Annotated in this window: 11 protein-coding genes; 9 read left to right on the top strand and 2 right to left on the bottom strand. The window is 42.8% G+C overall.

Annotated elements, in window-relative coordinates; translation table 11 throughout:
* Nucleotides 1–14: 14 nt before the first annotated feature.
* Together ACST13_RS04790 and ACST13_RS04795 are read left to right on the top strand one after the other, a co-directional pair.
* Nucleotides 15–662 carry a DUF1801 domain-containing protein gene (locus tag ACST13_RS04790; RefSeq protein WP_459522086.1) on the top strand — a complete coding sequence of 216 codons (648 nt, stop codon included), beginning with the start codon at nt 15–17 and terminating at the stop codon, nt 660–662.
* A 59-nt stretch (nt 663–721) separates the two neighbouring features.
* Nucleotides 722–1,210, top strand: a complete 489-nt coding sequence (locus ACST13_RS04795) for a 2TM domain-containing protein (protein ID WP_459522087.1) — start codon at nt 722–724, stop codon at nt 1,208–1,210.
* 47 nt (nt 1,211–1,257) lie between these two features.
* On the opposite strand, the gene katG is transcribed toward ACST13_RS04795, so the two are convergent.
* Nucleotides 1,258–3,423, bottom strand: coding sequence for a catalase/peroxidase HPI (gene katG, locus ACST13_RS04800; protein ID WP_459522138.1), 2,166 nt, complete (start codon nt 3,421–3,423; stop codon nt 1,258–1,260).
* Between the two features lie 240 nt (nt 3,424–3,663).
* Here katG and ACST13_RS04805 point away from each other — a divergent pair, with 240 nt between their 5' ends.
* The 3 genes from ACST13_RS04805 (at nt 3,664) to ACST13_RS04815 (ending at nt 7,398) form a co-directional block, all read left to right on the top strand.
* Nucleotides 3,664–4,563, top strand: coding sequence for a LysR family transcriptional regulator (locus ACST13_RS04805; RefSeq protein ID WP_459522088.1), 900 nt, complete (start codon nt 3,664–3,666; stop codon nt 4,561–4,563).
* A 77-nt stretch (nt 4,564–4,640) separates the two neighbouring features.
* A complete protein-coding gene (locus ACST13_RS04810; protein WP_459522089.1) occupies nt 4,641–6,881 on the top strand; it encodes a TonB-dependent receptor family protein in 2,241 nt (746 codons plus the stop codon).
* Nucleotides 6,882–6,891: 10 nt separating this feature from the next.
* Nucleotides 6,892–7,398: a hypothetical protein gene (locus ACST13_RS04815; RefSeq protein WP_459522090.1), complete on the top strand. Its 507-nt coding sequence runs from the start codon at nt 6,892–6,894 to the stop codon at nt 7,396–7,398.
* Between the two features lies 1 nt (nt 7,399).
* On the opposite strand, the gene ACST13_RS04820 is transcribed toward ACST13_RS04815, so the two are convergent.
* Nucleotides 7,400–7,963 carry a methyltransferase family protein gene (locus ACST13_RS04820; protein ID WP_459522091.1) on the bottom strand — a complete coding sequence of 188 codons (564 nt, stop codon included), beginning with the start codon at nt 7,961–7,963 and terminating at the stop codon, nt 7,400–7,402.
* 110 nt (nt 7,964–8,073) lie between these two features.
* Here ACST13_RS04820 and ACST13_RS04825 point away from each other — a divergent pair, with 110 nt between their 5' ends.
* The 4 genes from ACST13_RS04825 to ACST13_RS04840 are packed head-to-tail and all read left to right on the top strand — an operon-like array spanning nt 8,074 to nt 13,275.
* Nucleotides 8,074–8,991, top strand: coding sequence for a TolB family protein (locus ACST13_RS04825; protein ID WP_459522092.1), 918 nt, complete (start codon nt 8,074–8,076; stop codon nt 8,989–8,991).
* A gap of 34 nt (nt 8,992–9,025) precedes the next feature.
* Entirely contained in the window at nt 9,026–10,426 is a 1,401-nt protein-coding gene (locus tag ACST13_RS04830) for a Gfo/Idh/MocA family protein (protein ID WP_459522093.1), read from the top strand.
* Between the two features lies 1 nt (nt 10,427).
* Complete coding sequence (locus ACST13_RS04835; protein ID WP_459522094.1) at nt 10,428–12,059, top strand: sulfatase family protein; 1,632 nt, start codon at nt 10,428–10,430, stop codon at nt 12,057–12,059.
* A gap of 1 nt (nt 12,060) precedes the next feature.
* Complete coding sequence (locus ACST13_RS04840) at nt 12,061–13,275, top strand: hypothetical protein (RefSeq protein ID WP_459522095.1); 1,215 nt, start codon at nt 12,061–12,063, stop codon at nt 13,273–13,275.
* Nucleotides 13,276–13,281: the final 6 nt, after the last annotated feature.

Consider the following 13,281-nt stretch of genomic DNA (forward strand, 5'->3'; position numbering starts at 1 on the left):
CCATTTCTAATCATATGAAAAACCCGAAAGTAGACGAATTCATACAAAGTGCCGACAAGTGGTCTGCTGAAATGGCCTTTTTGCGTAGAATACTACTCGATTGTTTACTGGTGGAAACCTATAAATGGCGGACGCCGGTTTATATGGTGGGCTCGAAAAACAGCATAGCTATTTCTAGTTTAAAAGAACATTGTGCCTTGAATTTTTTCAATGGAGCGCTACTTCAAGACGAGGAGGGGATATTGATTAAACCCGGAGAGCATACGCAATTAGGTCGCTGGATGAAGTTCAGTTCGGTGGAGGAGATTTTGGCCAAAGAAGACCTAATTAAAGCCTATGTCCTAGAAGCTATCGAGGTAGAAAAGCTCGGAATTAAATTAGAGAAGCCAGTAGAGATCCCTTATCCAGAAGAATTAGGCACCATTTTTGCCGCGAAACCCGCCATGAAAATGGCCTTCGAAAAGTTAACCCCTGGCCGCCAGCGTGCCTACCTTCGCTTTTTCACCGACGGCAAACAATCGGAAACACGCACCTCTCGCATTGAGAAAAACGAAAAGTACATCTTAAAAGGCATCGGAATTACCGATTGCATTTGTGGTTTAACGAAGCGGAAGCCGAGTTGCGATGGTTCGCACAGGGTTATCGAGAATTTCAAGCGATGACGCAAAGAAGTCATAGAAAAGGCGTTTGTTTCTAACGAGAATAACCCCAATTTTGCCCCATGAATTTTGGAGAACAATTAAAGGAAATCCGATCCTCGAAGGGACTCACCCAAATCGAACTATCTGAGAAAAGCGGAATTGCCCTGCGCACCGTGCAACGCATGGAACGCAACGAAGGGAAGCCCAGCTTGTATTCGATGAATGCGATCGGCGATGCGCTTGGCGTAAATTTGACTTTATTGTATGCTCCGGATGACGAAACTGAAAAACGAAATATCATGGAAAGTACCGATCAACAAATGTGGCTACTGGCCAAAAGACGGGCTAAATTCAAAAGAAGCCTAAGTTCCTATGCACTTGTTATACCTTTTCTGTGGGTTATTTGGTATTTAACCTCACAAGATAAAGATATTAATCGCATACCTTGGCCTATTTGGCCCATGCTTGGGTGGGGAGTAGGTTTAACGATTCAATATTTGAAAGCCTATGTTATTGTCGCAGAGTCTTTGGAACAGCAAGAATACGATAAGTTGAAGGGCCAAAAATAAAGCCAGCCACCCTTTCGAGCAGCTGGCTTTAAACTCAACCTAAAAAACTATTTATACTGCAAATCGAAACGATCTAAGTTCATCACTTTCGTCCACGCCGCTACGAAATCCTTCACAAACTTAGTTTGCGCATCTTTCGTTGCATAGACTTCAGCAAGCGCACGAAGCTCTGAGTTCGAACCAAAAATCAAGTCAGCACGTGTCGCTGTCGCAACTGGAGCTCCTGTTTTTGTATTCGTTCCCGCGAACTCTTCTTTCGTGTCGTTCGTTGGCTTCCAAGTCGTTCCCATCTCTAATAAGTTCACGAAGAAATCATTCGTTAATGCGTCTTTTTTCGTGGTAAACACACCGTGCTTCGAACCATTAAAATTCGTATTCAATACACGCATACCACCGGTTAATACCGTCATTTCTGGCGCGGTTAACGTTAATAATTGCGCTTTGTCTACGAAGATTTCTTCCGTCGATAGCATATAACGCGTTTTCAAGTAGTTACGGAAACCATCACCCATTGGCTCTAATAAGTTCACCGATGCCACGTCCGTTTGTGCTTGTGACGCATCCATACGACCTGGTGTAAATGGAACCGATGTTTTCACACCTGCATTTGCTGCTGCTTTTTCTACGGCTGCTGAACCACCTAAGACGATTAAGTCGGCAATGGAGACTTTTTTCGTGCCTGCTTTGGCATTAAAATCTTGCTGAATTTTTTCCAAAACCGCTAAGACCTTCTCTAATTGCTTCGGATTATTTACCTCCCAATTACGTTGTGGCAATAAGCGAATACGTGCACCATTCGCACCACCGCGGCGATCCGAGTGACGGTACGTCGAAGCCGAAGCCCAAGCAGTCGAAACTAATTCGCTAACCGTTAAACCCGAATTCAATAATTTCACTTTCAAAGCCGCGATATCCGCTGCATTGATAACCTCGTGGTTTACTGCTGGAATCGGATCTTGCCAAACCAATTCCTCCTTCGGAATTTCTGGTCCTAAATACGTCGAGCTTGGGCCCATATCGCGGTGCGTTAATTTGAACCATGCTTTGGCAAAAGCCTTCGCAAATACTTCCGGATTCTCTAAAAAGTTTTTAGAAATTTTCTCGTAAGCAGGATCAACGCGTAATGCGATATCCGTTGTTAACATCGTCGGCTTGTGGAAGACATTTTTATCAAAGGCATCTGGGATGATGTTTGGACTATCTTTCGCAATCCACTGGTTTGCACCTGCCGGGCTTTTTTCTAAAGTCCACTCATTGTTAAACAATAATTGCAAGTATCCGATACCCCAAGCAGTAGGAGTCGAAGTCCACGTCACCTCTAAACCCGACGTGATCGCATCTTTTCCTTTTCCTGATTTGTAGGTGCTTTTCCAGCCTAAACCTTGCTCTTCGATGCCCGCTGATTCTGGATTGTCACCCACATTCGTTGCAGGTCCCGCACCGTGTGTTTTACCGAACGTATGACCACCCGCGATTAACGCCACTGTTTCCTCATCATTCATCGCCATACGGCCAAAAGTCTCACGGATATCTTTCGCCGAAGCTACTGGATCCGGTACACCTTTAGGGCCTTCTGGATTCACATAGATTAAGCCCATTTGAACCGCTGCTAAAGGCATTTCTAATTTGCGATCGCCTGAGTAGCGATTTGAATCGTCTAACCATTTCTTCTCAGAACCCCAATACACATTCGTTTCTGGCTCCCAAACGTCCGTACGTCCACCGGCAAAACCAAAGGTCTTAAAGCCCATTTGCTCTAAGGATACGTTTCCAGTCAAGACCATTAAGTCAGCCCATGAGATTTTGTCCCCGTATTTTTGTTTGATCGGCCATAACAAGCGACGCGCTTTGTCTAGGTTCGTGTTATCTGGCCAAGAGTTCAAGGGGGCAAAACGTTGTTGTCCTGCGCGAGAACCTCCACGGCCATCACCTGAACGATACGTTCCTGCACTATGCCAAGCCATACGAATGAATAAAGGGCCATAATTCCCAAAATCAGCCGGCCACCACTCTTGTGATGTCGTCAATACCTTGCCGATATCTTTTTTCAAAGCGGCATAATCTAGGCTCTTGAAGGCTTTGATGTAATTGAAGTCAGTACCCATTGGGTTTGACTTTTCGGAGTTTTGGCGTAGCATACCTACGTTTAACTGTCCTGGCCACCAGTCGTTATTTGTGGTTCCAGCTAATTTCATCCCTGTATGAGGATTCATTCCCGCGTGTGGGTTAGCCCCTGCTGCCGCGTGTGGATTAGCTCCAGCTGCCGCGTGCGGATTAGCCGCTGCCGGTTTAGCAGAATAATCCTGTGCTTGAACGGCAAATGAAGCCATAATTGCACTGAGTAAAAGTATTTTTTTCATGATTCTTTATTTTTAGTGAAGCAAATTTAAAGCCTATTTTAGTATAGAGGAAACTGATTTTTTCTATATTTGGCATAGATAAAATCTATACATGTGAATATACAGCAATTAGAATACATATTAGCAGTAGACCAATTTAAAAGCTTCTCTAAAGCAGCTGATTATTGTCATGTTACGCAAGCGACCTTGAGTGCGATGGTAAAAAAGCTGGAAGAACAGCTAGATATCGTGATTTTCGATCGAAAAGCTAGTCCCATTGCGACAACAGAAAACGGTCGCGAAATTTTAGGGCAGGCCTTGCAAGTGGTGGCACACGCAAATGCGTTACTAGATTCGTCTAAATCCATTAACCGAAAAATGGAGGGCAAGGTGAAATTAGGGGTCATTCCTACGATTGCGAATTCCTTATTATTGATTATTCTGAAACCTTTACTGGAGAAATACCCAGCCCTGATTTTTGAAATTCAGGAGCAAACCACACAGCAATTGATGAAAAGTCTACTTGAAGGGAAGCTGGATTTGGGGATTTTAAGTACACCTATTTCCTCATCGGATCTAGAAACGGAATTACTTTACAAAGAGAAATTAGTGCTGTATGGGCACGTTCAGAAAGCTTCGATCAAAAAGGCAGAACTAAGTCAGCAACGCTTTTTCTTATTGCAGGACGGTCATTGCCTGCGGGATCAAATCATTCAGTTATGTGAATTAAAAAAGAATAAATATTTGCCAGTAAATCTGCGTTTTGAGGCAAATACCTTTGAAACCTTATTGAATTTAGTGGATGATTTTCAAGGAGTAACCATTTTGCCCAAACTATACGCAGAGCAACTCTCCGATAAACGCAGAGCCGCTATGATTGAATTAGAGGAGGGGAATTTGGAACGTGAAGTAAGTCTCTGTTACTACCGACCTTATGCTAAATGGAATATTATCAAGCGTTTAGCTAGTGACATCAAGGAATTGGTTGCTGTGCATGGCATAGAAGTTATTTAAAATAATTCTAAATAAGCTTGTTTTTTTGCAAATGGCGTTTTACTTTTGAGCATTATTTATAATTAGTCTAAATAAAAATGTCTAAAATTTCAATACATCAATTTATCGTTTTTTTTGCCTTCATTTCCCCTGTTTTTGCTCAGCAATCGGAGTCTACCGACAGTCTACATGCAGTGCAATTAAAGGAAGTAAGTATCATGGGGACAAGTCCTTATAAAGTAGTTGGCTCTGGGGCTTTGGTTAATTTTGCCAAAATTCAAAAGCTTAACCAACCCGATATCAACAAAGTCATTCAAACTATTCCTGGAATAAATGTACGCGATGAGGAGGGCTTTGGCCTACGTCCGAACATCGGTTTACGGGGTACTCCAGTGAATCGGAGTGCAAAGATTACGTTAATGGAGGACGGGATTTTAATGGCTCCTGCGCCTTATTCAGACCCGTCGGCCTATTATTTCCCCACTTTTGCGCGGATGGAACAGCTGGAGGTTTTAAAGGGAAGTAGCCAGGTAAAACATGGCCCATACACCATTGGAGGGGCGATTAATCTAATTTCCACTTCCATCCCAGATTCATTTAAGGGCTTTGCTCAGCTTTCTTATGGGAGTTTTGGGACTAATCAGCAACGCATTTGGATAGGGGATAGCCAAAAAAACATCGACTACTTGTTCGAAGTAAATCGCCTCGCCAGTAATGGATTTAAGGAATTGCCTTCCGGGGCGAATACCGGTTTCGATCGTAGAGATATTATGGGAAAGGTCCGCTGGCATACCGATATAAACGCCCCCATCAATCAATCGCTCACCTTAAAATTCTTGACGATGTCAGAGGAGGGCAATGAAACGTATTTAGGCCTGACTTTTAATGATTTCCTAACTAATTCTAACAGACGTTATGCAGCTACGCAAAAAGATCTGCTGGATATGAATCACCAGCATCTTTCTTTGACACATAGTATCAACCCGACGAATAAATTCAGCATCACATCGACAGCCTATGCGGCCAAAACGTTTCGAGATTGGGGACGCGTTAATTCAATCGGAGGAGTCAGCTTAACCAATATTTTAGCAGATCCAATAAGTAATTCAACCGCTTATTCCATTATGACTGGTCAATCAAATGGTAATTTGAATTTCCAAAGCGCGGCTAGAACGTTCTATGTCTTAGGCTTTCAATCGAATTTGACTTACAATTTTGAGACCGGCGCTGTTCGACACAAAATTCAATCAGGCATTCGCTACCACCAAGACGAAGCGGATCGATATGCTACGCAATCCACTTTTGCCATGACCAATGCCACGATGGTGTTGAGTTCTGCCGGAGTTAAGGGAAATGCGGAGAATCAAATTCGTCAAGCGAAAAGCTGGGCAGGCTATCTGCAATATGAATTGGTGATTGATAAACTCACGATAAGTCCAGGAATACGCTACGAAAATATGGAATTAGCCTTTACTAATTTTGGCAATAATGACAATGCTCGAATAGGGACAGCCTTAAAATCTGCGAAAAATCAGCTTGCTATTTTCTTACCCGGGGTCGGTGTGAGTTATGTAGTAAAGGACAATATGCGCGTTTTTGGCGGAGTGCATAAAGGCTTTTCTCCTCCGGGGATGCCCTCAGTAAGTGCAAATGCCACCCAGGCTAAAACGGAAACAGCTAATAGTTATGAGCTGGGATACAAGGTCAACTATAAAAACTTGAAGCTGCAGGCGATTGGTTTCTTGAACAATTACCAAAACATTTTAGGATCAGATAATGTGTCCGGTGGAGGTGCAGGAACTGGCGATATGTTTAATGCGGGGAACGCAAAAATCCAAGGAATTGAAGTTAGTTTGGAACAAAATTTATGGCGTTCATCTACGAAATGGAGCTTACCATTGAGCATCGCTTATACCTATAATGAAGCAAAATTTATGCAAACATTCGTGAATGCGGGAGGCGATTGGGGGACAGGAACTATCACGAAGGGGGAGTTTATACCCTTTATTACACCGCAGCTTCTGAGTTTAAGTTTAGGCCTCGAGTCGGAGAAAATGAACATCACTTTAGTTAGTAGATATGTGGGGAACACCCGAATTAAAACGGGAAATCCTACGGAGATTATAGCCTCATCGAACGCGAAATACAATGATGTTAATACGATTGGGGAATATTGGGTAGTAGATCTAAGTGGGAATTACCGCTTGACTAAATTTATTTCGTTATTCTCCACGATTAATAACGCATTAAATAATCGCTATATCGTAGCAAATTTACCTCAAGGATTCCGTCCTGGTATGCCTTTTTCAGTTAATTTTGGTGCTAAAATAAATCTTTAACATTTTCTTTATGAGCTCAGTATCTACTAAAATGCGCATTTTTCACCGCTATTTAGGCTTCTTCTTGGCCGGCATTATGGCGACTTATTCGATTAGCGGAATCATTTTAATCTTTCGCGAGACGGAATTTTTAAAGAGCGATGTGCACAAGGTGGTGACGGTGAAACCCGGTCTTCAGGGCCAGGAATTAGGCAAGGAATTGCACATCAAAGGCTTCAAGCCGGATACGACAATCGACGATGTAGTTTCCTTCAAACAAGGGACGTATAATTCGAAGACAGGGGTGGCAGATTATACCGTTTCGGAGCAGCCTGCCATCGTGAACAAGATGACGAAATTGCACAAGGCGACTACGAATGATCCGCTTTTTTATCTGAATATTTTCTTCGGATTATCGCTATTATTCTTTGTGATTTCGTCTTTCTGGATGTTCTTACCTCAGACGAGTATCTTTAAAAAAGCGATGTTGTTTACCTTGGCAGGTGCGGTTTTGACCCTGGTTTTATTGTTGCTGTAATCTAGTACAGGTAAGGAATAAGTGCTTTTACGCGTTTTTGATAGGTAGTATACTCAGGGCCAAAAACAGCAATTAATTTGCTCTCCTCTAAGCGGTAGCCTATCAGGATGTAGCCATAGGAAATCACTAGGACGAGTCCCATTTTTTCGGTGGGGACGAGCAAAAAAAGACCTAAAATCAAGATGATTATCGCGAAATAAAGGGGATGACGAACATGTCGGTACATGCCTTTTTGGACTAATTCAGGCTTCCCTTCCGCCTTAATACCCAGAAATTCTGCTCCATCAAAAGCCTTAAAAGCAAGGATTAATAGGATCAAACCGATTACCAGGAGGCATATCCCCGCCGATTTGCAGCCAGAGAACAAATAGGCCTCTGGGATTAGAAAACTTTGTATGACTAAAGGAATCAATCCCCCTATAGCAATGAGGTTATATAGGATCCTATAATAGGTAAAAAGGAAGGGGAATTTCCTTTGAATAATCGATTTTGCTTCGGAGGAGGCTAAATAGCTGTGGACAAAAAAGTAAAATACCCAGGCTATACCCAGAATTGTGATTTCCATAATGAGGAATAATTAGTAACAAATCTAAACTAAATAAGCATATTATTCATTTCGATCAGGACATGAAAAGCTAATAATTTTTATAACTTATGTTTCTAAACCGATGAAACATGAAAAAATTAGCGATTCTTTTGCTAGGATTCAACCTATCCTTGTCTGCCCAAATACCTGCCGGGAAAAAAGTGATCACCTCACTTTACATTTATGATCTAGCCTCAGGTAAATCAGAGTTAATTCTCACCGAGAAGCGACATTTCGAAGCGCCAAACTGGTCTCGTGACGGGAAGTTTTTATTGATTAATTCATACGGGAAACTCGAAAAAATCAGCCCAAAAGGAGAAAAATTAGGCGAGTTAAATACCGGTTCTGTCGCTAAGGCGAATAATGATCACGGTTACAGTTTCGATGGAAAAACCTTATTCATTTCCAGTGGAAAACCAGAAATAAAAGGAGGATCCTCTTTCATTTATAAAGTTTCAGCTGATGGCGGAGAACCAGTTCAACTAACTCCATTAACGCCTTCATATTGGCACGGGGTTTCACCAGATATGAAAATGATGGTGTATTGTGCCTCTAGAAACGGCAACTTTGATATCTATGCCATGTCTACAGCTGGCGGAGAAGAAATTCGCTTGACGACAAACGAAAGCTTGGATGATGGTCCGGAATATTCTCCAGATGGTAAATACATTTACATTAATTCGTATCGTTCAGGGATGATGCAGATCTGGCGGATGAAGGCGGATGGCTCGGATCCGGAGCAGATGACCTTCGATGCGCATTCGAATTGGTTTGCGCACATTGCACCTAATAATAAGGTGGCGACTATTATTACGTATATGGAAGACCAAAAGCAGTCCCATCCCTTTGGCCATCAAGTAAAGCTGCGTTTGTTGAATCTGAAAACGAAAGACGTAAAGGATTTAACGGAGGAGTTTTATGGGGGACAAGGAACGATTAATGTGCCTTCATGGAGTCCTAATGGTAAGAAATTTGCCTATGTGCGGTATGCTTTGGAAGATTTGTAAAAAGGAAGTAAATTCACAAAAAACCTATTGGAATATGAACAAAGATAGTCAAGCTTCGAGACGGAAGTTTTTACAACAAATTGGGGCCACTAGCCTTGTGGCAGCGTCCTCCCCATTCGCCTCTTTAGGCGCTCAGCAAAAAGCAGAGGAACGTATTTTAACCTATGAAAAACGCATTTCGGTAGGCGAAAAGATTCGCTTAGGAGTGATTGGTTTTGGGGTACAAGGTCACTTTGACTTAGCCTCAGCACTGAAAGTTCCCGGAGTCGAATTAGCGGGAATCTGTGATTTATATACGGGCCGCATCGAAAATGCAAAGGAACTATACGGTAAGGATTTATATACGACACGTAATTACAAAGAATTATTAGATCGTTCGGACATCGATGCAGTAATCATCGCAACACACGATGTCTGGCACGCGCGGATTACGATCGACGCTTTGGCAAAAGGCAAACACGTCTACATCGAAAAACCGATGGTCTACAAAATAGACGAAGGTCCTAAGGTGATTGCAGCCCAAAAGAAATACGGCAAAGTCTTACAAGTAGGATCTCAGCGCGTGAGCAGCATTGGTTTAGCGAAGGCGAAAGAGATGTTAGCGGCTGGTGAGATTGGAAAATTGAACATGGTCAACGCGGTCTATGATCGCCAAAGCTCTATAGGCGCCTGGGAATATACCATTCCTAAAGATGCAGACGCGTCTACGTGTGATTGGAATCGCTTCATCGAAGCTACGGCTAAAATGGAATTTGACGCGAAGAAATTCTTCTGGTGGCGTGCCTTCAAAGAGGTAGGAACTGGCGTAGCGGGGGATTTATTCATCCACTTGTTGTCAGGAACTCACTTTATGACAAATTCGAAGGGTCCAGAAACGATTTTCTCTACGGGCCAATTTAGTCATTGGAACGACGGTCGTAACCTTCCAGATGTGATGTCGGGAGTGATGCAATACGGTAACACGGCGGAGCATCCAGCCTTCCAATTAACTTTGCAAGTGAACTTTATTAGTGGAACGGGTGGTCAAGAGGTGATCCGTTTAATCGGTTCTGAGGGTGTGATGGACGTGAAAGGAAATACGATTTCTGTGAAACATAGCATTTTGCCAGAAGCACCAGGTTTCGGTGGATACGATTCCGTGTTTACACTTCCTAAAAGTATGCAGGAGGAAATGACCCGCGAGTACAACGCGAAATGGACGGATGTACAGCGCAAGCGTCCGCTGAAAGAGGATGTGATTTACAAAGCGCCTCCAGGATACGATGAGCACGTGGATCACTTCACACATTTCTTCGATGCGATCCGCAATGGAACATCGGTAGTGGAAGATGCGACCTTTGGTTTTAGAGCTGCTGCGCCTGCTTTAGCTTGTAATGAAAGTTACTTCCAAAAGAAAATTATTCAGTGGGATCCGGTGAATATGAAGTTGAAATAGGATGAAAAAAATTGTTGTTTGGGCCTTTATCGGTGTTTTTAGTCATACGCTCGTAGGCCAAAAGCTTTCAATTAAGCGCCCAAACATCATTTTCATCATGTCAGATGACCATGCTTATCAGGCCATTTCAGCCTATGATCAGCGCTTGCTTTCTACTCCCAATATCGATCGCATTGCGAAAAGTGGGATCTTGTTTACAAATGCTTCCGTAACTAATTCGATCTGCGCTCCTAGTCGAGCGACAATTCTGACGGGGAAACATTCGCACTTAAATGGAAAGGTGGATAACCATGTTAAATTCGACACGACGAATGTGACCTTTCCTCAATTATTACAATCCAATGGCTACCAAACGGCCATGTTCGGGAAGTTGCATTTTGGTAATACACCGAAGGGCTTCGATCAATTTAAGATTCTTCCCGATCAGGGGAATTATTATAACCCTGATTTTATTACCAAAAACGAAGGCAATATCAAGGTCACGGGTTATGTGACGGATATTATCACCGATATGACGTTGGATTGGCTTAAAAAGGAGCGCTCACCAGACAAGCCCTTTATGCTCATGTATTTGCACAAAGCGCCACATCGTCCTTGGTTAATGGCAGAACGGCATTTGGACGAAATGACTCAGAAAACGTTTCCAGAACCGAAGACGCTCTTCGATGATTATGCTGGACGAACTTCGCCTGCTAAAGAGGCGGAGATGAATATCCTAATAAGTATGGGTTGGGCGGGGGATAATAAAATCTATCCTGCGGTATTAGATTCATTAAAAATTCCTGAAATCAGATCTGATAAGCAACGATTTAAAGCGGACATGGGTCGCTTAAATTCGAGTCAAAAAGCGAACTTTGACCGGGTCTATGATCGGATCAATGCGGAATTCTTGAAGGCCTATCCGAGTATGACGGATCAAGATAAGATGCGCTGGAAATTTCAGCGTTATATGCAAGACTATTTAGGCACACTTCGTGCCGTGGATGAAAATGTGGGGCGCTTATTGGATTATTTGGAAGCCAATAAATTGATGGAAAACACGATCATCGTGTACACATCCGACCAAGGATTTTACCTAGGGGAACATGGCTGGTTCGATAAACGTTTTGTCTATGACGAGTCCTTTAAAACACCATTAATGATCTCTTGGCAGGGACATATTAAGGCAGGCCAGCGTTCTGATGCCTTGGTTCAAAACCTCGATTATGCACAAACCTTTCTAGACGCTGCGGGTGTTCCCGCACCTTCGGACATGCAAGGCCAAAGTTTAATCCCTCTGGTGACAGGCAAGCCTTGGAAGCGCGATGCGGTTTATTACCACTATTATGAGTATCCAGCAGAGCACATGGTGAATCGCCATTATGCGATTGTGACGAAGAAGTACAAGTTGATACATTATTATTTTAAGTCGGATGAATGGGAATTAATCGACCGAGAGAAGGATCCCATGGAAATGAAAAATGTGTATAATGATCCTGCCTATTCATCTATTCGGAAAGTTTTGCATAAGCAATTAGATGAGCTTCGGGTAAAGTATAAAGACAATCCGGAGATTAGCCAGGGGTATATTGATCGCTTTTTGAAAGATACGGCTAAGGGGAAAGCAGTTGAAATAAAGGCAAACCGGAAGTAAAATGGAAAACCAAATTATCACCGACATTGCTAATCCAGCGGGGCTTGAGCAACTCTACCGCTCGAACCCAGCTGAATTTAGCCGGGCTTTCGAAGCGGTTTATCCTCAAATATCCTCGCAGGTTTCGGCGCAAATTTGGCGGGAACGATTAGCTGTTTCGACCACCTCCTGGGGTTCCATGAGCGACTGGATTGTAGTAGGTATTTTTGCGCTGTTAGCCGGATTTCTCATGCAGTTACCGGACATTTTTTCTATTTCGCATGACTATTATTTTCCCCGCAACATGTCCTTTATCGTGATGCCGGGGATAGGAGCCTATTTTGCTTACAAGCAAGGGATGTCGCTTCGTCAGCTTTTGGCACCTTTGGCGATTTTAGCCGCTTCGATTGTTTTTATCAACTTTTTACCTGAAAAAAGCACAACCTTGCTTTTAACTTGCCTTCATATCCCTATTTTAATTTGGTTAGTGGTGGGCTATATTTTTGCTGGATCTGATCCTGGGAAACGAATGGATTTTCTGCGTTACCACGGAGATTTAGTCGTGATGACTACCGTAATTGGATTAGCGGGAGGCTTATTTACCGCGTTGACGATTAATCTTTTTAATTTAATTCAGCTAAAAATCGAGGACTTTTATTTCCGTTATTTAGTCCTGTCGATTCTTCCGTCTGTGCCTCTTTTTGCTACCTTTTTAGTGCGCCAAAACGCCAGCTTAGTCAGCAAAATTTCTCCTGTCATCGCACGTATTTTCACCCCCTTAGTTACTTTAACCTTAGCCATTTTCCTAGTGGCTATCATTTATTCTGGGGAAGACCCCTATAATGACCGCGAGTTTCTGCTGCTATTTAACGGTGTGCTCATAGGAGTATTAGCCTTGATCTTGTTTTCTTTAGGCGAGGCAACAAAGCAAAATGCATCTCGCGTTCACCAGTATTTCTTATTTGCTCTAGCGGGTTTGGCGATTATAGATAATGGCATTGCTTTGTCAGCCATTGGTTTCCGACTGGTGGAATTTGGTGTTACACCGAATCGCCTAGCGGTGCTAGGAAGCAATGCGCTCGTCATGGCGCACTTGATGATTACAACGCAAAAGCTATGGTCATTTCTAAAAGGAAATGAACGTATCGAAGCGGTAGAAAAAAGCTTGACGTCCTACCTTCCATTTTATGCCGCGTGGGCAGCAATTGTTAGTTTTGTATTCCCTTTATTATTTTAACTTTAC

Source organism: Aquirufa sp. A-Brett2-W8, assembly GCF_054558755.1.